This window comes from Hanstruepera sp. CR43 (genome assembly GCF_055227665.1).
Genome location: NZ_CP200078.1, coordinates 839,644 through 861,141, shown reverse-complemented (window position 1 = coordinate 861,141; position 21,498 = coordinate 839,644). Strand labels below are relative to the sequence as shown.

24 protein-coding genes are annotated in these 21,498 nt (G+C 35.3%); 15 read left to right on the top strand and 9 right to left on the bottom strand.

Annotated features, from left to right (window positions below; translation table 11 throughout):
* Positions 1–38: 38 nt before the first annotated feature.
* The 3 genes from ACKXGU_RS03780 to ACKXGU_RS03770 all read left to right on the top strand — a co-directional run bounded on the left by ACKXGU_RS03780 (position 39) and on the right by ACKXGU_RS03770 (position 2,314).
* A complete protein-coding gene (locus tag ACKXGU_RS03780) occupies positions 39–971 on the top strand; it encodes a peptidylprolyl isomerase (RefSeq protein ID WP_463466732.1) in 933 nt (310 codons plus the stop codon).
* A gap of 84 nt (positions 972–1,055) precedes the next feature.
* The gene (locus ACKXGU_RS03775) at positions 1,056–1,760 is read left to right on the top strand and encodes a tetratricopeptide repeat protein (protein WP_463466731.1); all 705 of its coding nucleotides are present in this window, start codon (positions 1,056–1,058) and stop codon (positions 1,758–1,760) included.
* 11 nt (positions 1,761–1,771) lie between these two features.
* Positions 1,772–2,314, top strand: coding sequence for a YfiT family bacillithiol transferase (locus tag ACKXGU_RS03770; protein ID WP_463466730.1), 543 nt, complete (start codon positions 1,772–1,774; stop codon positions 2,312–2,314).
* Between the two features lie 14 nt (positions 2,315–2,328).
* On the opposite strand, the gene ACKXGU_RS03765 is transcribed toward ACKXGU_RS03770, so the two are convergent.
* The 3 genes from ACKXGU_RS03765 to ACKXGU_RS03755 form a co-directional block, all read right to left on the bottom strand.
* Positions 2,329–2,658 carry a hypothetical protein gene (locus ACKXGU_RS03765; RefSeq protein ID WP_463466729.1) on the bottom strand — a complete coding sequence of 110 codons (330 nt, stop codon included), beginning with the start codon at positions 2,656–2,658 and terminating at the stop codon, positions 2,329–2,331.
* 70 nt (positions 2,659–2,728) lie between these two features.
* Positions 2,729–3,094 (bottom strand): DUF1801 domain-containing protein, encoded by a 366-nt coding sequence (locus ACKXGU_RS03760; RefSeq protein ID WP_463466728.1) that lies wholly within the window; start codon positions 3,092–3,094, stop codon positions 2,729–2,731.
* Between the two features lie 7 nt (positions 3,095–3,101).
* Positions 3,102–3,656, bottom strand: a complete 555-nt coding sequence (locus tag ACKXGU_RS03755; RefSeq protein ID WP_463466727.1) for a thioredoxin family protein — start codon at positions 3,654–3,656, stop codon at positions 3,102–3,104.
* A gap of 47 nt (positions 3,657–3,703) precedes the next feature.
* On the opposite strand from ACKXGU_RS03755, the gene ACKXGU_RS03750 reads away from it, so the two are divergent.
* From ACKXGU_RS03750 to ACKXGU_RS03740, 3 genes are read left to right on the top strand one after another with little or no spacing between them, the layout of a single operon-like run.
* Entirely contained in the window at positions 3,704–4,039 is a 336-nt protein-coding gene (locus ACKXGU_RS03750) for a tRNA-binding protein (protein WP_463466726.1), read from the top strand.
* A 58-nt stretch (positions 4,040–4,097) separates the two neighbouring features.
* Entirely contained in the window at positions 4,098–5,012 is a 915-nt protein-coding gene (locus ACKXGU_RS03745; RefSeq protein WP_463466725.1) for a bile acid:sodium symporter family protein, read from the top strand.
* A complete protein-coding gene (locus tag ACKXGU_RS03740) occupies positions 5,009–6,043 on the top strand; it encodes a lysophospholipid acyltransferase family protein (protein WP_463466724.1) in 1,035 nt (344 codons plus the stop codon). Before ACKXGU_RS03745 ends, ACKXGU_RS03740 begins: the two co-directional genes overlap by 4 nt.
* A 64-nt stretch (positions 6,044–6,107) precedes the next feature.
* Here the strand turns inward: ACKXGU_RS03740 and ACKXGU_RS03735 are convergent, their stop codons facing one another.
* Positions 6,108–6,503 carry a PUR family DNA/RNA-binding protein gene (locus tag ACKXGU_RS03735; RefSeq protein ID WP_463466723.1) on the bottom strand — a complete coding sequence of 132 codons (396 nt, stop codon included), beginning with the start codon at positions 6,501–6,503 and terminating at the stop codon, positions 6,108–6,110.
* Positions 6,504–6,654: 151 nt separating this feature from the next.
* Positions 6,655–8,412 (bottom strand): ABC transporter ATP-binding protein, encoded by a 1,758-nt coding sequence (locus ACKXGU_RS03730; RefSeq protein ID WP_463466722.1) that lies wholly within the window; start codon positions 8,410–8,412, stop codon positions 6,655–6,657.
* Positions 8,413–8,556: 144 nt separating this feature from the next.
* Between ACKXGU_RS03730 and ACKXGU_RS03725 the strand changes: the two genes are divergently transcribed.
* The 5 genes from ACKXGU_RS03725 to ACKXGU_RS03705 all read left to right on the top strand — a co-directional run bounded on the left by ACKXGU_RS03725 (position 8,557) and on the right by ACKXGU_RS03705 (position 12,700).
* Complete coding sequence (locus ACKXGU_RS03725; RefSeq protein ID WP_103052996.1) at positions 8,557–9,660, top strand: Glu/Leu/Phe/Val family dehydrogenase; 1,104 nt, start codon at positions 8,557–8,559, stop codon at positions 9,658–9,660.
* Positions 9,661–9,738: 78 nt separating this feature from the next.
* Positions 9,739–10,683 (top strand): transcription antitermination factor NusB, encoded by a 945-nt coding sequence (gene nusB / locus ACKXGU_RS03720; RefSeq protein WP_463466721.1) that lies wholly within the window; start codon positions 9,739–9,741, stop codon positions 10,681–10,683.
* A 46-nt stretch (positions 10,684–10,729) separates the two neighbouring features.
* Positions 10,730–11,221, top strand: a complete 492-nt coding sequence (locus ACKXGU_RS03715) for a DUF1573 domain-containing protein (protein WP_463466720.1) — start codon at positions 10,730–10,732, stop codon at positions 11,219–11,221.
* 3 nt (positions 11,222–11,224) lie between these two features.
* A complete protein-coding gene (gene yajC / locus ACKXGU_RS03710; RefSeq protein WP_103052994.1) occupies positions 11,225–11,512 on the top strand; it encodes a preprotein translocase subunit YajC in 288 nt (95 codons plus the stop codon).
* Positions 11,513–11,644: 132 nt separating this feature from the next.
* Positions 11,645–12,700 (top strand): hypothetical protein, encoded by a 1,056-nt coding sequence (locus tag ACKXGU_RS03705; RefSeq protein ID WP_463466719.1) that lies wholly within the window; start codon positions 11,645–11,647, stop codon positions 12,698–12,700.
* Positions 12,701–12,765: 65 nt separating this feature from the next.
* On the opposite strand, the gene ACKXGU_RS03700 is transcribed toward ACKXGU_RS03705, so the two are convergent.
* The 3 genes from ACKXGU_RS03700 to pepT form a co-directional block, all read right to left on the bottom strand.
* Positions 12,766–13,365 (bottom strand): YdeI/OmpD-associated family protein, encoded by a 600-nt coding sequence (locus ACKXGU_RS03700; protein ID WP_463466718.1) that lies wholly within the window; start codon positions 13,363–13,365, stop codon positions 12,766–12,768.
* Positions 13,366–13,412: 47 nt separating this feature from the next.
* Positions 13,413–14,948 (bottom strand): arylsulfatase, encoded by a 1,536-nt coding sequence (locus tag ACKXGU_RS03695; protein ID WP_463466717.1) that lies wholly within the window; start codon positions 14,946–14,948, stop codon positions 13,413–13,415.
* A 108-nt stretch (positions 14,949–15,056) separates the two neighbouring features.
* Entirely contained in the window at positions 15,057–16,301 is a 1,245-nt protein-coding gene (pepT, locus tag ACKXGU_RS03690; RefSeq protein WP_463466716.1) for a peptidase T, read from the bottom strand.
* Between the two features lie 72 nt (positions 16,302–16,373).
* On the opposite strand from pepT, the gene ACKXGU_RS03685 reads away from it, so the two are divergent.
* Positions 16,374–17,393, top strand: a complete 1,020-nt coding sequence (locus ACKXGU_RS03685; RefSeq protein ID WP_463466715.1) for a quinone-dependent dihydroorotate dehydrogenase — start codon at positions 16,374–16,376, stop codon at positions 17,391–17,393.
* A 3-nt stretch (positions 17,394–17,396) separates the two neighbouring features.
* Here ACKXGU_RS03685 and ACKXGU_RS03680 read toward each other — a convergent pair whose 3' ends face one another.
* Positions 17,397–17,888, bottom strand: coding sequence for a GNAT family N-acetyltransferase (locus tag ACKXGU_RS03680; protein WP_463466714.1), 492 nt, complete (start codon positions 17,886–17,888; stop codon positions 17,397–17,399).
* Positions 17,889–17,999: 111 nt separating this feature from the next.
* On the opposite strand from ACKXGU_RS03680, the gene ACKXGU_RS03675 reads away from it, so the two are divergent.
* The 3 genes from ACKXGU_RS03675 to ACKXGU_RS03665 all read left to right on the top strand — a co-directional run bounded on the left by ACKXGU_RS03675 (position 18,000) and on the right by ACKXGU_RS03665 (position 21,445).
* Positions 18,000–18,860 carry a hydroxymethylglutaryl-CoA lyase gene (locus ACKXGU_RS03675; protein ID WP_463467405.1) on the top strand — a complete coding sequence of 287 codons (861 nt, stop codon included), beginning with the start codon at positions 18,000–18,002 and terminating at the stop codon, positions 18,858–18,860.
* Between the two features lie 152 nt (positions 18,861–19,012).
* Positions 19,013–20,221 carry a DUF4856 domain-containing protein gene (locus ACKXGU_RS03670; RefSeq protein ID WP_463466713.1) on the top strand — a complete coding sequence of 403 codons (1,209 nt, stop codon included), beginning with the start codon at positions 19,013–19,015 and terminating at the stop codon, positions 20,219–20,221.
* A 105-nt stretch (positions 20,222–20,326) separates the two neighbouring features.
* A complete protein-coding gene (locus ACKXGU_RS03665; protein ID WP_463466712.1) occupies positions 20,327–21,445 on the top strand; it encodes an imelysin family protein in 1,119 nt (372 codons plus the stop codon).
* Positions 21,446–21,498 lie beyond the last annotated feature (53 nt).

Sequence of the window (21,498 nt, the reverse complement as noted above, 5' to 3'; positions counted from 1 at the left end):
TCATTGCGTATCTTTGCACCTCATTAAAAATATATAAGATGCAAGACGGATTATACGCAAAATTTCATACTTCAAAAGGTGACATTCTAGTTAATTTAGAATTCCAAAAAACACCAGGTACGGTAGGTAACTTCGTGGCTTTGGCAGAAGGTAATTTAGAGAATTCAGCCAAAAAACAAGGTAACCCATATTATGATGGGCTTCAGTTTCACCGAGTAATTCCGGATTTCATGATTCAAGGCGGTTGTCCTCAAGGTACGGGAACAGGAAATCCTGGTTACCAATTTGACGATGAATTTCATCCTGATTTGAAGCATGATGGCCCTGGTATTTTGTCCATGGCCAATGCAGGACCTGGAACCAATGGAAGTCAATTTTTTATTACGCATGTTGAAACCCCTTGGTTAGATGGTAATCATACTGTTTTTGGAAATGTAGTTGAAGGCCAGGACGTAGTGGATGCCATAGCTCAAGGAGACAAAATAGAGTCTTTAGAAATTATTAGAGTAGGCGATGAAGCTGAAAATTTCAATGCTGTAGAAGCATTCAGAACATTTGAAGGTGCTCGTGAAAAACGTATGGCTGCCGAAAATCAAGCTCGTGAAGCCGAATTAGATAAAATTGCAGCTGGTTTTGAAAAAACAAACAGTGGTTTGCGTTATCAAATTCTTCAGAAAGGTTCAGGTAAAAAAGCAGAAAAAGGGCAAACGGTTTCTGTTCATTACAAAGGTCAATTAGCTGATGGAACCGTATTCGATTCTTCCTATAAAAGAAATCAACCACTTGAATTTCCAGTAGGTGTCGGTCAAGTCATTCCAGGTTGGGATGAGGGAATCTGTTTACTAAAAGTTGGTGATAAAGCACGATTGGTGATACCAAGTGATTTAGGTTATGGTAGCCGTGGTGCAGGCGGAGTCATTCCTCCAAATGCAACTTTGGTTTTTGATGTGGAACTAATGGATGTAAAATAGTAACGTTTGAATAAAAAAATCGTCTCATTTTTAATGGGACTTTTTTTTTGCCTATATTTTACAAACCAATCAATCAAAATTATTATGAAATCAAAACTGTTAGTACTTATTCTAGTTTCCACGATATTAGCGGTAAGTTGTTCAAAAAACATAGACTATTCACCAGAGCATATAAAGAAAACTTCTGGTAGATATTTGTATAGTGCCGATGAGGTTATAGATGTTTATTATCAAGACAATAAACTTTTTGTAAAATGGCGCGGTGCTGAAAAAATTGAACCAGTAATTTTGGATGAGAATACTTTTTTTATGATAGATATGTACAAAAAACTTCGTTTCGTACAACATCCAGAAACCAAAAAACGGTACTTAGGAGTGGTGTCTGAAGAGGATGAAACCCAATTTACCTTTGATTATTTAAAGGTGGCCGATTCTTTTAAAACCCCAAGTATGTATTTAAAGGAACATAATTTTGAGAAAGCTCTGGAGGGCTTTTTAGAAATAAAAGAACAGGATTCCACCAGTATTTTTATTGAGGAACGCGAATTTAATAGTTATGGCTATGAATTGTTGAGGAAGAAACAATATGATGATGCTTTAGAAGTGTTCAAAATGAATGTTGCCTTATATCCTGAAAGAGATAACGTTTATGACAGCTTGGCTGATGCGTATTTGAGAACAGGTGATAGTTTAAATGCCTACAACAATTACAAAAAAGCTTTAGAATTGGATTCTGGAAACCCTAGAGCTAGAAAATATGTGTCAAATTATGAGAAACAACAGAATTAATATCTTGAATTATGACCAATGAGGAATGGAACAAATTAAGGTACCCTATTGGTTTGTTTGAATGTCCAAAAAATATTACTTGCAAGCATATTTCAGAATGGATAGAAGTTCTGGATCTTTTTCCAGATCGATTAAAACAATTGGTCAGTGGGCTTTCAGAGAGTCAATTGGATACGCCGTATAGACCTGAAGGATGGACCATTCGGCAAGTAATTCACCATGTAGCGGACAGTCATCACCATAGTTATATTCGTTTTAAATGGGCGCTAACAGAGGATAATCCTGTTATTAAATATTATTATGAGGCGTTATGGGCTGAGTTATTTGATTCAAAAACTGGACCTATTGATATGTCCTTACTCCATTTGAAAGCTGTTCACACAAAACTGGTCTTTTTATTGAAAGGCTTGAGTGAAGCAGAATTAAACCGGACTTTCATTCACCCGGAACATAATGAAGAAGTGGTTTTAAAAAAGAATATTGGTATTTATGCTTGGCATTGCAATCACCATTTTGCGCATATTGATAATTTGATGACGCAAAAAGGCTGGTAATATTTGTGATATAACTATTTGAATTTTTTAAAAAGAAGGGATACTAAACCATGTATCGAAACTCCAAATAAAATAATATAGAGGCTTAATCTTGTTAAAGGGCGTTCGATACCTTCAGAGGGCAATTCAGCGAAAAAAGCATAAATTACTAAAGAACTTGCTGTAATTATTGCTGTTGAAGCAATCATTTGAAAGATTTTCATTACGTTGTTGGTCGACATTTTATAGTAACTTCCAAGTCCTAAATTTATTAACCCAAACAATAATATATATAAGTGACCTGCTCGAAACAAAGCACGATTCATTAACTCCATATCTTTTAAATGATCATATTGATGATGCATGTATTGTCCTGTTAAAAGAAACACGATAATAATAAGTATTCCCAGAAAAAGATGGATTCGCCCTAACATCTTATTTTATTTTAATTACGCCATTCCTATACAAATCGAGGGCATTGTAAAGTATCTGATTAATAGTTTCTAATGGCAAGTTTTTAGTAGGGTCAATTCTTAAAATTTTCATTCTTGCCCGACTACCGGTTTTCAATTCTGGAAAATCCAGATAGTTGCCTTCAACAAACAATATGTAGGGCTCTTGAATTTTTTTATCGAGCCATAAGTAGGCAAACATTTTATTTTTGAAACAAAAACAAGGCATGCCATATTTTTTGGTTTCAGTTATGTTGTCACCTGCATTCAGAATAAGATCTCGTAACGCTAAAAAGCAAGCTCTATTTATTTCTGATTGTTCATTATAGAAATTTTCGTTTAGGACCATTTAAGGATTATTTCCATTTAATATTACAGCCAATACTTGGTTTTTGAGCACGAAGATTTTCTTTGCTGTCTAAAATACAATCAAGAGCGTGTCGTAAGTCTTCTCCATTCAGGGGTTTATCATTTCCAGGGCGGGAATCATCCAATTGACCTCTGTAGACCAATTTTAAATCTGTATCAAAAACAAAGAAATCAGGAGTACAAGCGGCCAAATAATCTTTAGCGACCTGTTGGGTCTGGTCATATAGATAAGGGAATTTAAAATCGTTGTTTATAGCCTGTTCCTTTAATTTTTGAGGGTGATCTTCAGGATAATTGTCTGCATCATTACTTGAAATCGCAATAAAACCAACACCTTTACTGATATAATCTTTTGCTAATTTTGAAATTTGAGCATTAACATGTTTAACAAAAGGACAGTGATTACAGATAAACATAATAACCGTGGCTTGAACACCTTTTATTGATTCTAATGACTGATTGGTGCTTGTAATAACATTCAAAAGTTCGAAATCAGGAGCTTTTGTCCCAAGTGGTAACATATTTGATGGGGTTAATGCCATAATGAGTTGTTTTCCTCAAAGTTCGTTAAAATTTGTACTTTTAAAAAATGGATGACACAATAAATTTTGATGACTTTTCTAAAGTCGATTTACGGGTAGGGACTATTATTGATGTACAGGATTTCCCTGAAGCCCGTAATCCAGCTTATCAACTAACCATTGACTTTGGAGATTTAGGAACTAAAAAGTCTTCAGCGCAAATAACCACCTTATACAGCAAGACAGAGTTGTTAAATAGGCAAATTGTAGCTGTAGTCAACTTTCCAAAAAAACAAATTGCCAAATTTATGAGCGACTGTTTGGTTTTAGGTGCTGTAAAGGGTCAAAAGGTAATATTATTAAATCCTGAAACTAAAGTCAGAAACGGCTCGATAGTTTCATGACAAAAAAGTTTCTTTTCATATTATTTTTTATCTTTCAGAATTAACTAACTAATTCTTCATGCAGGAACTGGATCAAGTTCAAATCAATTTTGATTCCAATAATCTTTGGGTATTAAATATAGCATTAGCTGTGGTTATGTTTGGTGTAGCGCTAGGTATTACCTTGGAGGATTTTAAGAATCTTTTGAGACAGCCCAAATTAGTTTTAGTTGGGGTGCTTTCTCAATTCATTTTATTGCCATTGGTAACCTTTTTGTTTATTTACTTTGTCAAACCTCAAGCCAGTATAGCTTTAGGAATGATGATGGTTGCGGCTTGTCCAGGAGGGAATATTTCAAATTTTATGACGCATTTGGCTAATGGTAACACGGCATTGTCGGTAAGCCTAACAGCTTTTTCAACCCTAATAGCCCTATTTATGACACCATTTAATTTTCAATTTTATGGGAATCTTTATGAACCAACATCTCAATTATTAGCATCTGTGTCATTGAATCCCTATGAATTGGTAAAACTAGTGATACTCATTTTAGGAATTCCATTAGTTATTGGTATGATTATTAGGTATCGGTTTGAGGCAGTGGCAAAAAACATATCAAAAGCACTGAAACCACTTTCCATTATGGTTTTTATAGCTATCGTTGTGATAGCTTTTATGAATAATTTGGATGTATTCAATAATTATATTCATCATGTGTTGGTTTTAGGTGTAAGCCATAATGTGATAGCAATTTTATTAGGTTTTTTTGTAGCCAAAGGATTCAAACTATCATTCATAAATCAAAAAACACTAGCCATTGAAACGGGTATTCAAAATTCAGGTTTGGGTCTATTGTTGATATTTACATTTTTTAACGGGTTAGGAGGCATGGCCATCATGGCTGCTTTTTGGGGAATTTGGCACATTATATCTGGATTGATTTTAGCTTATTATTGGTCGGTTAAAACAAAAAAACAAGAAGCACTGGTTTGAAATTTATCTGGTTACATATTGTCAGGTTTTATTTGAGATTGGGATTGTTTTTTTATTATCGAAGAATATATGTTTATAATCAAGATCAAGTTCCAAAATCAGGTGCCTTGCTATTGGTGTCCAATCACAACAATGCCCTTATTGATGCGCTGTTAATTGCTACAAATTCAGGAAGATTCTCATATTTTTTAACACGAGCAAGTGTCTTTAAAAAGCCATTGATAAATGCCTTTTTGAGGAGCTTGAATATGTTACCAGTTTATCGGGTACGGGATGGCTGGAGCACAATTTCCAATAATAATTCGATTTTCAATAGCTGTTCTGAATTACTTTCGAAAGGACAAACAGTAGCTCTATTTCCTGAAGGAAACCATAATATAAAACGGTCGGTTAGAAATTTGAGTAAAGGATTTACAAGGATTGTATTTGAGACTTTTGAAAAATACCCGAAAACCTCTTTAAAAATTGTACCTATAGGCTTGAATTTTCAGCAAGCTGACGCATTTGCTGATAGTGTATCGATTTACTTTGGTGAGACGATTGAAAAACAAGATTATTATTCCAACGATACAAACGAAAGTGTCGTGAAATTAAAAAATGAAGTATCACAAGCGATTAAACAATTAACAACTCATATTCCTGCTGACAACTATGAGGAAACTTTATTCAAACTGGATCAATTACATGCGGACTTTTTAAACCCAATGGCAGTTAATGCATGTATTCAATCAAATTTTCAAGATTGTGACGCTCGTATGAATGAAACTAATTTAAAAGTTTTGAAATCGATTTTTAGATTTCTGTTGATTGTTATGCTATTCCCAGTTTGGGCTATTTGGCTGTTATGGATTAAACCTAAAATAGAGGAAGTGGAGTTTGTGGCAACCTTTCGATATGCCCTGGTAATTACTTTAGTGCCATTATGGCTATTGGCTGTTGGTTTAACTTTGATGTCAACTTTTGGAATCGGTTATGGACTCGTTTGGATTATAGCAACAATGTTGATAGCACTTTTAGCGGTTAAACTATAAAAAAAAGCCATGGCACTTCGAGAACCTCAGTGACCAATGACTTTTTTGATTTGTTTTTTTGGTATTAAATATCGTCGAAATCGATATCTGTAAAACTTCCTGATGATTGTGAATCGGTATTTGATTCATTAACATCAGCAGTTTCATCGCCGTCGTATTCTTTCTTGAAATCCTTTTGATGACGTTCACTGATGACTTCATCACCTTTCTCATCAATAATATAATCAGTCATTTCTTGAAGAATGTTATTGAATTCAGAAAAATCTTCCTTGTATAAATAGATCTTGTGCTTTTTGTAATGATAAGATCCATCATCATTGGTAAACTTTTTACTTTCTGTAATAGTTAGATAATAATCTCCCGCCTTTGTGGCACGTACATCAAAAAAGTACGTTCGTCTACCAGCTCGTAATACTTTTGAAAAAATCTCTTCTTTCTCCATCATGTCACTATTATTCATAATTCAATTAAAATTGCATTGTTGTTTCACCAAAAATCTAAAAAAAATGGAAACCAACCAACAATTTATGAATTTTCTTTTGTTTTGAAGCGTGTTTTGCATTTAACTAACTGTAAAACAGTTTGTTAGATAGGTTGGGTGAATGAGGAAATTACTCGGAGTCAGCTTCGCTTAATTGTTTTAAATATAGATCCTTATAGTAGCCATCTGTATTTATCAAGGTTTCGTGTGTCCCTGATTCTATGATTTTACCATTGTCCAATACAATAATTTTATCGGCATTTTTTGCCGCCGATATACGGTGACTCACAATTATAGTCGTTTTACCTGACGTTAGTTTATTTAAATTTTTAAGGATTTTTTCTTCCGTTTCAGTATCAACAGCAGAAAGGCAATCATCAAACAACAGTATTTTAGGGTCTTTGATGATAGCTCTAGCTATAGAGATCCGTTGCTTTTGTCCACCAGAAAGGGTGATGCCGCGTTCGCCCAAAACGGTGTCATAGCCATTTTTAAAACCCATTATGTTTTTATGCACTTGGGCATATTTAGCAGCTTGAATAACTTCTTCGTCAGTGGCATCTTCCTTGCCAAATTTGATATTATTTTTAATGGTGTCTGAAAATAAGAAGGCATCCTGCGGAACATATCCCAAATTGGTTCTTAAATCGTTTAGATTAATTGAGTTTACGGGGTTCTCATCAATTAAAAGGGTTCCACTATCAATATCATACAATCTACCAATCAAGTCCAAGATGGTCGATTTTCCGGAGCCTGTTTTACCAATGATGGCCAGAGTTTCACCATGATTGACCTTAAATGATACGTCTTTTAAAGCCTGAATGTTTGTATCGTCATAAGTGAACGACACATTATTAAATGCAATATCACCCACAATATGAAATGGTTCTTGGGTGGGATTTTGAATTTCAGATTCAATCTTTAAAAATTCATTAATTCGTTTTTGAGAAGCTTCAGCCTGCTGTACGATAGAGGTTACCCATCCCACTGTGGCTACTGGCCAAGTGAGCATGTTCACATAAATGATAAATTCGGCAATAGTACCCAGACTTTCAATTTCACCATTAATATATTGCAAACCACCAATATAAATAACCATTAAATTACTAACACCTATTAATAATATCATCATAGGAAAAAACAAGGCACTCACTTTTACCAGACTTAATTGCTTATACCGACTGTCATTAGACAATTCCGTAAAGTTAGTTGCGGTTTGTAATTCTAAACCATAGGATTTAATGATGGCTATACCACTAAAAGATTCTTGGGTAAATGTGGATAATTTAGATAAATACTCTTGTACAATGGTACTGCGTTTATGAATTTCGCGACTCAATTTGTATATGGCAACCGATAAAATTGGAAGCGGTATAACTGTGTATAGTGTCAGCATGGGTGCTTCGTTGAACATGAATATCAAAGCAATAACGAATAGTGTAATCGTATTGATGCTATACATAATGGCTGGACCAGCATACATACGCACGCGACCAACATCTTCACTAATCCGGTTCATTAAATCTCCCGTTCTGTTTTTTTTATAGAAGTTTAATGAAAGTCTTTGGTATTGCTGGTAGATTTCATTTTTTAAATCATATTCAATATATCTTGAGACATTAATAATGGTTTGTCTCATTAAGAAGGTGAAAATCCCTGCCACCACAGCTGCACCAATAATATAGAGAATGGCAATAAACAATTCGCTTCTAAAGGCTTCTTTGGTTAAGGTGCCATCCAATGCTTGTTCAATGGCCGTAAATATTTTTCGGACATATCGCGGGGTGAAAAGCAGAAAGATTCTGGCTATAATCGTTATGATGATCCCGACTATTAACTTGTATTTATATTTTAAAAAGTACTTATTTAAATGCCTTAATTCCTTCATTAATAGTTTGGGTTAAAAAATAAAGTTTTTAACAAATTCGTATTTTAAGATCAATTATGTTGTTTAAACATGAATATTCACGTAATTTTGCACGTCGTTTTTATAAAATAGACAAAGACGACCCTAAATATTAATTATTATAAAATGGTTACAGACGTCATTAATACTAAAGATTTACAAAAAGCTGATCCGGTTTTTGGACAGCAATCTTTTGACAATCACGAACAAGTTGTTTTTTGCAACGACAAAGATACAGGTTTAAAAGCAATAATCGGTATTCATAACACAGTCTTAGGACCTGCCTTGGGAGGTACCAGAATGTGGGCTTATCAGAACGAATGGGAAGCACTGAATGACGTTTTAAGGTTATCACGAGGAATGACATTTAAGTCAGCAATCACAGGATTAAACCTGGGTGGTGGTAAAGCTGTTATTATTGGAGATGCCAAAACTCAAAAAACACCGGAATTAATGAAAAAATTCGGTGAGTTTGTGCATTCTTTAAATGGAAAATATATCACTGCAGAAGATGTTGGTATGACTACTGCCGATATGGACACTGTTCGTGAGGTAACACCTTATGTAACAGGTATTTCGGAATCTAAAGGTGGTGCCGGAAACCCTTCTCCTATAACTGCTTATGGCGTTTTTATGGGTATGAAGGCGGCTGCGAAATTTAAATTTGGTAGTGACGTATTAGAAGGTCGTTCGGTCTTTGTTCAAGGTATTGGTCATGTAGGTGAAGCGTTAGTAGAGCATTTGGTTGACGAAGGTGCCAATGTAACAATTGCTGATATCAGTCAAGAGCGTTTAGAAGAAGTGCGTGCTAAATATGGTGTGACTATTTATGGAGGTAAGAATCTTTATGCAGAAGAAATGGACATTTATGCACCATGTGCATTAGGAGCTACCATTAATGATGACACTATTTACAATTTGAAAGCGTCCATTATTGCGGGTGCGGCTAACAACCAATTGGCTCAAGAAGAAAAGCATGGTAAAATTCTTCAGGAGCGTGGTATTGTCTATGCGCCAGATTTCTTAATCAATGCTGGTGGTATTATTAATGTGTATGCGGAGTTGGAAGGTTATGATAGAAAAGAAATTATGCGTAAAACTGAAAATATCTACAACACGACGTTAGAGATATTATCAAACGCACAAACACATAATATTACAACAAACCATGCTGCTTTGAATATTGCACAAAGCAGAATTGATGCCAGAAAAAAGGAAAATTCAAAGTAAGTTTTTAAAATAGTATTATTTTTGCGAGGCGAAAGTTGCATAACTTTCGCCTCTTTAAATTAAAAGTTCTTTGTAAGTATGCTAAATAGAAGACATATTCGTATCAAGGTTATGCAAACTATATACGCCTATACAGGTGGTGAAGGTGATAACTTTAAAGCAGATCAAACATTTTTGTTGCGAAGTTTAGAAAATATGTACAATCTCTATTTGCTTATGCTGTCGCTACTCATTGAGCTGCAAAAGCGTTCAGCTGACCACCTTCAAAAAACTCAAAAGAAGCATCTGGCTACGTCAGAAGATAAAAATCCCAATAGTAAATTTGTCAACAATGAAGTCCTTAATCAGATAAAGGATAATACCCTACTGAACCAAGCTTTGGAAGACTACAAAATAACCAATTGGGAATTGGATAATGAATATGTGGATGTCATTTTTAAGGGATTATTGTCAAGTGATTTGTATAAAGAGTACATGCAGACGCGAACATCAGATTATAAGGAGGACAAAAATTTTCTTATAGACATTTATAAAGAGATTATTGCACCCAACGACAAATTGTATGATTATCTGCAAGATCAAAACTTAACTTGGACCGATGATTTGCCTGTTGTCAATACAGCAATTCTCAAGATTATCAGAAAACTTAAATTGAAATCGCCTGAAAAACAGTTATTGCCTGAATTATATAAGGATGAAGACGACAGAGCTTTCGCACTGGATTTATTCAAAAAAACCATTTTAAATCAAAATAAGCTAAACGGAGCTATTTCAGAAAAAACTAAAAATTGGGATGCCGACCGTATTGCCAATCTGGATACCGTATTACTTCAAATGGCCATTTGTGAACTTACAAACTTTCCCTCAATACCTGTAAAAGTCACCATTAATGAGTATCTGGAGATAGCCAAGGAGTATTCAACGCCAAAGAGTAGCATCTTTATAAATGGTATACTGGACAAGTTAGTAAAAGAGTACGAAGAAGCCGATAAGCTAAATAAAACAGGCAGAGGGTTGATGTAATAAGAAAATATTATTACTTTTACTGCCCGAACAAAAATAATTTATTATGAAAAAAGTAATATTAGGCTTAAGTGCCATGTGCTTAATCGCATTCACATCTTGTAAAGAAGATGCCACTAAAAAAATTGATGATAACAATGTAGCTGAAGCTGCTGAAAGAGATGCTGCTTCATCAAAATTCCCAGTGTTAACGTTTGATAAGACAGAGCACGATTTTGGTGAGATTGAAGCTAAAACAGCTGTTGAAACAGTTTTCTCATATACTAACACAGGTGAGGCTCCTTTAGTTATTACTGATATTAAGAGTTCTTGCGGATGTACTGTACCACAAGATTGGAGTAAAGAGCCTTTAGCTCCTGGTGATAAAGGTCAGTTTACTGTAAAATTCAACGGTTCAGGTAAGAATAAAGTTTCTAAAACAGTTACCATTACTGCTAATACAGAATCAGGTAAAGAAACTGTAAAAATTACAGCTTTTGTAAAACCAGATCCTAATGCAGTTGAACCAGCTAAACCTGCTGTACCGCAAGTAAAATAATTTATGGGAGAAGGTATTAGTACGTTTTTACCGTTTATCTTAATGTTCGTGGTTGTGTATTTTTTCATGATCGCACCACAGATGAAACGTCAAAAACAAGAAAAAAAATTCGCAGCCGAATTAAAAAAGGGCGACAAAGTCATTACCAAAAGCGGTATGCACGGTAAAGTAGTCGAACTGAATGATAAAGATGGTAGCTGCGTGATTGAAACTTTGGCAGGAAAAATCAAATTTGATAAGTCAGCAATTTCTATGGAAATGAGCAAGAAATTAAATGCTCCTGCTAAATAAGATTCAAATCAAATCAATATAAAAAACTCCGAAGTCGCCTTCGGAGTTTTTTATTGCCTAAATGTTAGCCAGCTAACATTTTAACCCAACTAATATGGCTAATATCGTAGTCTAAACTTTAAGATTACTATTATGAATGCAATTAGAATTTATTTAGTCGTGTTTGGGCTTTTGGTATTGGCTGCATGCTCAAAAGAAGACACCAACTTTCAACAGGAAAATCAAGTAGATACCTTTAAAACCAGTAACACCAGTCTTGATGATTATTTTGCAGTTGCCAATCGCGGTGAAGGCACTGTTTCTATTTACAACGCGAGATCTCGCGAAAGACTTGATGATATTGTTATGGATATGGAAGGATCGGCACCTACCTATGTGACCTATAGTCAAAGTCGCGATTTATTGTATGTGGCCGATTTTAATAACCCACGCGTTGTAGCTTATCATGTATCCGACTTTTCAATGGCTGATGAGTTTCCAGTTGGAGCTGGTGCTTTCCACATGTGGACCAATGATTATAGTAACCAACTTTGGGTTAACAGTTTGGTTGATAAAACAACTTCGGTGGTTGATTTAAACTCGGGTATGGCCCTTCAAACCATCGGATTGCCAAATATTATGGGAATGCCACAAGATGCTGTACAACATGATGTTATTATCTCACCTAATGGTAATTATGCTTATGTGAGTATTCTGTCATTAACAGGAACAAATTATGTGGTACAATACAATGCCACTAATTTTGAAATGATGAATTACGTTATGGTTGGAGGTGACCCACATTTAACTGTTACCCAAGACCATTTATATATTTTGTCTCAAAACGATTCCAATATTCTAGAGTTTAATTTTGACGACTTATCTCCAACGGGAAAAGGTGGTTCTATTCCCAATGCACATGGAGTAACACCTGGTGATCAGGATGATATATTGGTAACTAATATTCCAGAACGACAGATAGCTGTTTATAATAGCGATTCAGAGGAGGTAGATAGAATAACTAATAGCGGTTCCATGGCAGGTGTTGCGCATAATGTAGCCTTTAATCCCAGACAAAATATTTTAGCACTAACCCTTTCGGGAAGTAATACCGTTGATTTTTTTAGAGTCTCTCAAAAGAAAATCACTTATTTAAGTTCTGATGTTTCTGGAGCCAATCCATTTGGAATTGTCTTTATGGAACGATAATAGTTAATAAATTTTATGAAAAAGAAAAGAGCCCAATACATACAACTGTATTGGGCTCTTGTTATTTAGCAGTTTTTATACTTATCATGCAAACCAACACCTTGTAATATCATAGGTGTAATTTTTTCCAAACGCGATTGCTTGGTAGCTTCCCGTTTGGCAGATTCTATATGTTCACAGTATTCACGCTGTTTTCCAGGTGATAAAGCTTTAAAGCTACTGTGGACATCAGGCTGGCTTTTAAAAAGAGTTTTTAGTTCATTGGGAACCGTCACGCTTTTGCCTTTGCGTTCGGGTTTGATTTCTTTACCCAGTTTTTGGTTTTCTATAGCTTCTTTTACATAGGCAAGAACAGCTGCTTGGTCTATATCATCGATATTTTCAAAACGCATTTGGCGCAAGGCTTTGGTTTTGCCCTCTTGGGCGTTTAGTAATAAGTTCTTTTCATCCTTTAGAAATACGCCATTAAAGAACCAAATACCAAAATGGTTTTTAAAAGCACCCAAACCAACCACATTTTTACCATCAAGGGCGTAAACAGGCGCGCTCCATTTTAAGGTTTCTTCCAATTCGGTTTTGGTAATAATATTTCGTAATAGCGTTAAGGCTTCACCAAAGTGACCGTTGTTTTCTATATATTCTTCTACAGAGGATACTTTTTTCATTTAGAATTTATTTTATAAAAAACTATTCTCAAAAATTTGAAAAAAAATTATTGTTTGCCTGCCTGTAGTTGTTTTACTAATTCAGAAAAATCAAGAGTAGCGGCTTTTTGTACAGGAGGGTATTCCGTTAATGATTTAATATGTTCTCCTAATATTTCCTGAACAGGCTCATTTAAGAATTGCTTTTTTTGTACAATATCAGAGCGATCTGTCAGGTTATCAAAACTTTCATAAGGATCAAAATGTATATTGTACATTATAGGAAACTTCTGCTTAACGTATGGTGCGTAATAGTTTTCACTTGTTTCAAAGTGTAATTTCCATTGATTAACTCGAATAGCTCTTATTGTAGATTCGTGATAGTATATAAAATTATTACGTTCACTTTTGTTGCTTTTACCTAACCAATAATCTAGGTTATTAACGCCATCTATATATTGTTTTTGCTCTTTCATAATTTTCTCTGCTACATCTGGAACACCAGCGGCTGCAGCTAGTGTGGTAAAAATGTCCATATGAGATTGTATTCCTTGTAGCACCTGTCCTTTGGGAATGTGGTCTTTCCACATCACCATCATAGGCACCCGAACACCTCCTTCGTAAGTGGTCATTTTTTCTCCTCTAAAAGGCGTTGTTCCTCCATGAAGACGTGCACTGTGTTCTGGACCATTGTCTGTAGAATAAATAACGATGGTATTTTCTAAAGCGCCCATTTTTTCCAGTTGATCTAACATTTCACCAATCATCATATCGTGTTCCATCAAGCCACTACCATACATATCATGCTCTGTTGTATGAGGTAATGCTAAATACCGGTGTTCAGGCTTTAAATGAGTATACATATGCATTCTACTAGGATTAAACCATACAAAGTAAGGTTTGTCATCTTCTTGTGCCCTTTTAATAAAATCAATGGAGGCAGCCATAAACTCCTCGTCTACGGTTTCCATACGTTCTTTTGAAAGTTGCCCAGTATCTTCAATACGTTGTTTTCCAACTTTACCAAATCGAGGATCTTCAGTAGTGTCGTCAAAATCTGTAGCCCAAGTATGTAATACGCCTCGGGTTCCATATTTTTTGAAGAATTCAGGATCTTGAGGGTAATCTTTTTGCTGGTATTCTTCTTGTGTATTCAGGTGATACAAATTTCCGAAGAACTCATCAAAACCGTGAACAGTTGGTAAATGCGAATTAAGATCACCTAAATGGTTTTTACCAAACTGTCCTGTGGCATATCCTTGTTCTTTAAGTACTTCAGCAAGGGTTGGAGACTCTTTCTTTAAACCTAATGGTCCGCCTGGTCTACCTACAGTAGTCATACCACTTCTTATTGGGTATTGACCGGTAATTAAAGCGGCACGTCCTGCAGTACAGCTGGGTTGAGCATAGTGTTCAGTAAACATTACGCCTTCTTTAGCAATGCGGTCTATGTTAGGGCTAGTATATCCCATAACGCCATTACCATAGGCACTCACGTTGCTCCAACCCACATCATCAGGAAAGATTATCAAGATGTTTGGTTTGTTTTGTGCGATTGTTTCAATACCAACAATTAATAAAAGCAATAAAATAATTTTCTTCATGGTAATGATATTTAAAAGGTTATTATGTTTTTCGAATCAAAAAAGGAACCATTAAATTAAGAAAATTAATTTAATAATAGACTAGATGTTTTGAAAAAACTAAATGGTTTATCCTACGGACTTTTTAGCTGTCAATTCTGCAATCTTGCAAATGACTTCCGTGGCTTTTAGTATACTCTCTACAGGTACATATTCGTAACGTCCATGAAAATTATGACCACCTGCAAAAATATTGGGGCAAGGTAAACCCATATAACTCAATTGCGAACCATCGGTACCACCTCGTATGGGTTTGATAAGGGGTTTAATGTTTAATTGTTTCATGGCTTCTTCGGCAATATCCACAATATGCATAACCGGTTCAACCTTTTCTTTCATATTAAAGTACTGGTCTTTGATTTCAACAGAAATAACCTCTCTGCCATATTGCTCATTGAGTTCGTCGGTCAATTTTTGCATCATCTCCTTGCGTGCTTCAAAATGGCCCTTATCATGGTCACGGATAATGTATTCCAAAACCGTTTCTTCCACAGCACCATTCATATTGTGTAAATGAAAAAAGCCTTCATAGCCTTCGGTATGTTCTGGTGTTTCCAATCGAGGTAATGAGTTAATAAACTCGGTGGCAATATACATGGAGTTCACCATTTTACCTTTAGCATAACCTGGATGTACTATTTTTCCCTTAACAGTCACTATAGCACCTGCAGCGTTGAAATTCTCGTATTCCAATTCGCCAATTTGACTACCATCCATTGTGTAGGCCCAATCGGCTCCAAATTTTTCAACATCAAATTTATGGGCACCACGACCAATTTCTTCGTCAGGTGTAAATCCTACACGAATAGGACCGTGTTTAATCTCGGGATGCTGGATTAAATATTCCATAGCCGAGACAATCTCACAAATTCCAGCCTTATCATCGGCTCCCAATAGGGTAGTACCATCAGTAGTAATCAAGGTTTGTCCTTTGTATAACAGCAAATCTTCAAAGTAATCGGGAGACAGTATAATATCCTGTTCAGCATTTAAGACAATGTCTTTGCCGTTATAATTCTCAACAACTTGCGGTTTCACATTGGCACCTGTAAAATCGGGACTGGTATCAAAATGTGAAATAAAACCAATGGTAGGAACCTCGTGGTCTACATTGCTCGGCAGGGTGGCCATAATGTAGGCATTGTCATCAATCGTGACATCGCTCATACCAATGGCTTTAAGTTCTTTGGCTAAAGCATTTGCTAAATCCCATTGCTTGGCTGTACTGGGTGTGGTTTCGGATTTTGGATCAGATTCGGTATCGACAGTTACATAACCAATAAAACGGTCAATAATATGTTGTTTGTTAATCATAACGTTTTTTGAAGTGTTTATACATTAAAACATAGCTCAAAAATACTATTTTTGCAGCACAAAACTGGTATTATGTACAAAGCTTTCGTTCGGCCTATTTTTTTTCTATTTGATCCTGAAAAAATTCATCATTTCACCTTTTCAATGATACGGTTTCTGAATAAGATTCCATTGGTAACAACCCTGTTTAGAAGTCTATATTTCCTTGAAGATAGTAGATTGGAACGTGAATTGTTTGGATTAAAATTCAAGAATCCCGTGGGATTAGCAGCTGGTTTTGATAAGGATGCGAAATTATATAATGAACTATCCAATTTAGGTTTTGGCTTCATTGAAATTGGGACGCTGACACCTAAAGCACAGCCTGGAAACCCCAAAAAACGCTTATTTCGACTACAGTCAGATTCAGCAATCATCAACCGTATGGGTTTTAATAATGGAGGAGTGGCAGAAGCTGTAGAGCGTTTAAAGAAGAACAAAGGCGTTTTAATTGGCGGTAATATTGGAAAGAATAAGATAACACCCAACGAAGAAGCGGTAAATGATTATATACTATGTTTTAATGCCTTGTTTGATTATGTGGATTATTTTGTGGTCAATGTCAGTTCACCAAACACGCCTAATTTAAGGGAGTTACAGGATAAAGAGCCTTTGACTAAATTGCTACAAACTTTAAAGGACTTAAATTCAAAAAAAGAAAATCCCAAACCGATCCTATTAAAAATAGCACCCGATTTAACCGATTCGCAATTACTGGATATTATTGATATTGTTAAGGATACTAAAATTGATGGCGTAATCGCAACCAATACCACCATTTCAAGAACCGGACTTAAATCTGAAAATAAAGATGAGGTCGGAGGTTTGAGTGGTAAACCATTGAAGAAGCGTTCCACAGAAGTAATTCGTTTTCTTTCAGAAAAAAGTCATAAGGCTTTTCCGATTATTGGTGTGGGTGGTATTCATTCGGTTGCCGATGCTTTGGAAAAACTGGATGCAGGTGCCGATTTAATTCAACTATATACTGGTTTTATTTATGAAGGACCTAAACTTGTTAAAGCTATCAATAAAGCATTGCTTGAAAGAGCCTAACATCTAAACTGGTTTTTCAAGAAGGTAATCATCCATGATAAAACCATTGCCAATATCAAATTCTACTTTTTTCTTGATTTGAAACCCTTGTTTTTCATACCATTGTATGGAATGGGTATTGTATTTATTTACCGTTAACCAGATAGTTTTGAAACCTTCGTTTTGAGATTTTTTAACTGTGAAATCCAAAAGCGCATGACCCAGACCCAAGCCTCGGTAATTATGATCGACATATATCTTGCTGATCATAATTTTACCTTCAACTTGATTAGGCACTAAAGCTAAATAACCACAAGGACGCGATTGGTGTTCAATCATGAAATACTGATAACCTTCCTGTATTTGTTGAGTTATGGCTGTTTCACTTTGGAATTTTTCAATCATATAATCCACTTGGTCTTGACCAATGATGGGCACATAATGTTGATTCCAAATGCTGTGCGCTAATTGGGCAGTTATTTTTATTGCTGATTTTGATGTGACAGTTTTAATCAATTTTTATAATTTATCAGGTTGCCAAGCTATTACGGTTTTGTAAATCTAATAAAAATAGAATCACAGCTAAATTGTTTTTTACTAATGGGTAAAAATCCTATTTTTGAGATTATGTCTGAAATCAAAATCATTGAATGTCCCCGTGATGCCATGCAAGGTATCAAGGATTTTATTCCAACCGAAAAAAAGGTGCAATACATCCAGTCGTTGTTACGCGTGGGATTTGATACTATTGATTTTGGAAGTTTTGTGTCTCCCAAAGCAATACCGCAAATGGTTGATACTGCTGAAGTGCTTTCGCTGTTGGATTTATCAAAAACAACGTCAAAATTATTGGCCATTATTGCCAATACTCGAGGTGCTCAAGATGCCTCTCAACATTCAGAGATTGATTATTTGGGCTATCCATTTTCCATTTCTGAAAATTTCCAGATGCGTAACACCCATAAAACCATTGCACAATCGGTGGTTACTCTAAAGGAGATTTTGGAAATTGCCAATAAATTAAATAAAGAAGTTGTGGTATATATTTCAATGGGATTTGGTAATCCTTATGGAGATCCTTGGAATGTGGATATTGTAGGGGAGTGGACCGAGCGGTTGAGTAATATGGGTGTTAAGATATTATCCTTGAGCGATACCATAGGAAGTTCTGATCCTGAAAACATTGACTATTTGTTTTCTAATTTAATTCCCAAATATCCCCAAATAGAGTTTGGTGCGCATTTACATACAACACCTTCCACTTGGTTTGAAAAGGTGGATGCGGCCTATAGAGCTGGCTGTAAACGATTTGATGGTGCCATCCAGGGCTTTGGCGGCTGTCCGATGGCTAAAGATGAGCTCACTGGAAATATGCCTACTGAAAAATTACTTTCTTACTTCACTTCCAAAAAGAAATCGGATCTCAATGCCATAAGTTTTGAGAGCGCTTATAATGAAGCAACTAAAATCTTCTCTGTATACCACTAATTTTTGGTCAACTATTTTTCTTGTTATCAGATAGTTAAATTTTCCTGTTAAAATTTAATTTAAAATTAATCTAAATAAACTTTGCGAAAGTAAAAATCAATTCTATTTTTGCATCTGAATTGTATAACTATTTATAATAAGTCTAAATAAAAATGAATAAAAAAATCCTAGGCGTAGCAATAGCTACCATGTTTTTATCCGCTTGTTCCAGCGATGATGATGCTATAATAAACAATAATGAAAATCAAGTTCAAGCACCAGCAACTTACGTGTTTAATCGGGATGGTTCTTCAACAGTAAGTTTTGATGGGCAAACCACGAGAATTGCTATGGCAAGTGAACTAACGACGGCATTAAAAGACAATTCAAAAACAGAAATACAATTAGATGCTATGTTTGCCCATGCAGAAGATGATAACGACTTCACTGACGCAAACTTAAACGCTTCAAATAAAAATATCCGTAGTAAGACAGCTGCTTCTAGCGATTATTTTTCAGCTAATACAACGGTGTCTAATGCTATTAAGGCAGATTTTGATGCGTGGATTGCTGATCAGGCTAATAATGTATTTCCTAATTGGGACGTTGTTGCCACTGCAGGAAGTTCAGGGCAATTACAACAAGCAGGTGGAGGTTCTGTTCGTTATATAAATGGTAAAGGGGTAGAATTGAATCAAGTTGTTGCCAAAGGACTGATAGGTGGCTTGATGACTGACCAAATACTCAACAACTACTTAAGTACGTCAGTATTGGATGCTGGCGATAATGTAATGAACAATGATAATGATGTCGTAGAAGAAGGAAAGTCTTACACCACTATGGAGCATAAATGGGATGAAGCCTATGGTTATCTGTATGGCGCTGAAGCGGATCCGACGCTTCCAGTTTTAGGGGCTGATAGTTTTTTAAATACCTACTTAAACCAAGTTAATAATGATGATGATTTTACTGGTATAGCTGAAGAGGTTTTTGAGGCTTTCAAATTGGGAAGAGCAGCTATCGTTGCCAAGAATTATGATGTTCGTGATGAACAGGTTGAAATCATCAGATCACATATTTCAAAAGTAAGTGCTGTGCGTGCTGTTCATTATTTACAAGTTGGAAAAACTAAAATTGCAGAAGGTGATATGGCTGCAGCTTTTCATCAATTATCAGAAGGATTTGGTTTCCTGTATAGTTTACAATTTACGAGACAACCAAATTCTAACCAACCGTATTTTTCGCATGCCGAGATTAATGATTATGTATTTGAATTAATGGCAGGCAACGGTTTTTGGGATGTTTCAGACGAGACATTGGATACGATTTCTGAAGAAATAGCAGCACGATTTGGCTTTACGGTTGAACAAGCTGCCTATTAATAAAAAATGGATTAGTTTTTAAGTGCGGTAATAAGGCAGGTGCTTTACACACGATGTAAGTGCCTGTTTATTTGCCAAATGATAATCTCTAAACAGTTATAAATTATGTGTAAAAGAATTGTTTCAATAATTATTGTGGCTCTTGCTGTTATAGCATGTAGTAGTTCCGATGATAGTAATCCAGGTACTTCTTCTGACAATTTTAATAGACAAACCTTGCTTGTTAATTGGGCAGACAATATTATTATTCCAGCCTTTCAGGATTTAAATGCAAAACTAACCGAATTAGTCAATACCAAAGATGCATTTGTAGCAACACCTAATCAAGCCAACCTGGAAGCACTTCGTACTGATTGGTTAAATGCTTATAAAGTTTGGCAATATTTAGAAATGTTTGATATTGGGCAGGCAGAAGCCATAAATTATGGTTTTCAAATGAATATTTATCCAACATCCATTACGGATATTGAAAACAATATTGCTAACGGAACGTATGATTTAACACATCCAAACAATAACGATGCCGTAGGATTTCCAGCAATGGATTATATGTTGTATGGTTTAGCAGAAACCGATACAGCAATTTTAGACACCTATATAACTAATGACAATGCCATCGGTTATAGAACTTATTTAAGCGACCTTGTAGATCAAATGAAGTTGCTAACTGAAACGGTCTTGAATAATTGGACTTCAGTTTACCGAGATCAGTTTGTAAACAGTACTTCCAATACAGCAACCAGTTCTACGAACAAGCTGACAAATGATTTTATTTATTACTATGAAAAAGGATTAAGAGCCAATAAAATTGGTATTCCTGCTGGAATTTTTTCAACCGATCCATTGCCCGAAAAAGTTGAAGGGTTTTATCATAGTACGGTTTCAAAAACACTGGCGCTGGAAGCTTTAGATGCGGTTCAGGATTTCTTTAATGGTAGATCTTATAATGGTGTTACTATAGAAAACAGTTTTAAAGCTTATTTGGATTACCTCAATATTGTAAAAAACGGAGAGGATTTAAGCACACTCATAAATAATCAATTGAATTTGGCTCGTACTAAATTGCAGGATTTGGATGCCAACTTTACAAATCAGATTACTGTGGATAATTCAAAAATGACTGAAGCCTATGATGAGTTACAAAAGGTTGTGGTATTGTTCAAGGTAGATATGGTTCAGGCTTTCAATATAAGCGTTGATTATGTTGATGCAGATGGCGATTAACAACCAAACAAAACAAGGCTATTAAGGTTTCCTAGACATTTAGTGAATCTTTC

Bases quoted from the DNA above. Each gene is read 5' to 3' on its own strand.
- ACKXGU_RS03780 (WP_463466732.1), top strand. From the start codon at position 39: ATGCAAGACGGATTATACGCAAAATTTCATACTTCAAAAGGTGACATT.
- ACKXGU_RS03775 (WP_463466731.1), top strand. From the start codon at position 1,056: ATGAAATCAAAACTGTTAGTACTTATTCTAGTTTCCACGATATTAGCG.
- ACKXGU_RS03770 (WP_463466730.1), top strand. From the start codon at position 1,772: ATGACCAATGAGGAATGGAACAAATTAAGGTACCCTATTGGTTTGTTT.
- ACKXGU_RS03765 (WP_463466729.1), bottom strand. From the start codon at position 2,658: ATGCATCATCAATATGATCATTTAAAAGATATGGAGTTAATGAATCGT.
- ACKXGU_RS03760 (WP_463466728.1), bottom strand. From the start codon at position 3,094: ATGGTCCTAAACGAAAATTTCTATAATGAACAATCAGAAATAAATAGA.
- ACKXGU_RS03755 (WP_463466727.1), bottom strand. From the start codon at position 3,656: ATGGCATTAACCCCATCAAATATGTTACCACTTGGGACAAAAGCTCCT.
- ACKXGU_RS03750 (WP_463466726.1), top strand. From the start codon at position 3,704: ATGGATGACACAATAAATTTTGATGACTTTTCTAAAGTCGATTTACGG.
- ACKXGU_RS03745 (WP_463466725.1), top strand. From the start codon at position 4,098: ATGCAGGAACTGGATCAAGTTCAAATCAATTTTGATTCCAATAATCTT.
- ACKXGU_RS03735 (WP_463466723.1), bottom strand. From the start codon at position 6,503: ATGAATAATAGTGACATGATGGAGAAAGAAGAGATTTTTTCAAAAGTA.
- ACKXGU_RS03730 (WP_463466722.1), bottom strand. From the start codon at position 8,412: ATGAAGGAATTAAGGCATTTAAATAAGTACTTTTTAAAATATAAATAC.
- ACKXGU_RS03725 (WP_103052996.1), top strand. From the start codon at position 8,557: ATGGTTACAGACGTCATTAATACTAAAGATTTACAAAAAGCTGATCCG.
- nusB (WP_463466721.1), top strand. From the start codon at position 9,739: ATGCTAAATAGAAGACATATTCGTATCAAGGTTATGCAAACTATATAC.
- ACKXGU_RS03715 (WP_463466720.1), top strand. From the start codon at position 10,730: ATGAAAAAAGTAATATTAGGCTTAAGTGCCATGTGCTTAATCGCATTC.
- yajC (WP_103052994.1), top strand. From the start codon at position 11,225: ATGGGAGAAGGTATTAGTACGTTTTTACCGTTTATCTTAATGTTCGTG.
- ACKXGU_RS03705 (WP_463466719.1), top strand. From the start codon at position 11,645: ATGAATGCAATTAGAATTTATTTAGTCGTGTTTGGGCTTTTGGTATTG.
- ACKXGU_RS03700 (WP_463466718.1), bottom strand. From the start codon at position 13,365: ATGAAAAAAGTATCCTCTGTAGAAGAATATATAGAAAACAACGGTCAC.
- ACKXGU_RS03695 (WP_463466717.1), bottom strand. From the start codon at position 14,948: ATGAAGAAAATTATTTTATTGCTTTTATTAATTGTTGGTATTGAAACA.
- pepT (WP_463466716.1), bottom strand. From the start codon at position 16,301: ATGATTAACAAACAACATATTATTGACCGTTTTATTGGTTATGTAACT.
- ACKXGU_RS03685 (WP_463466715.1), top strand. From the start codon at position 16,374: ATGTACAAAGCTTTCGTTCGGCCTATTTTTTTTCTATTTGATCCTGAA.
- ACKXGU_RS03675 (WP_463467405.1), top strand. From the start codon at position 18,000: ATGTCTGAAATCAAAATCATTGAATGTCCCCGTGATGCCATGCAAGGT.
- ACKXGU_RS03670 (WP_463466713.1), top strand. From the start codon at position 19,013: ATGAATAAAAAAATCCTAGGCGTAGCAATAGCTACCATGTTTTTATCC.
- ACKXGU_RS03665 (WP_463466712.1), top strand. From the start codon at position 20,327: ATGTGTAAAAGAATTGTTTCAATAATTATTGTGGCTCTTGCTGTTATA.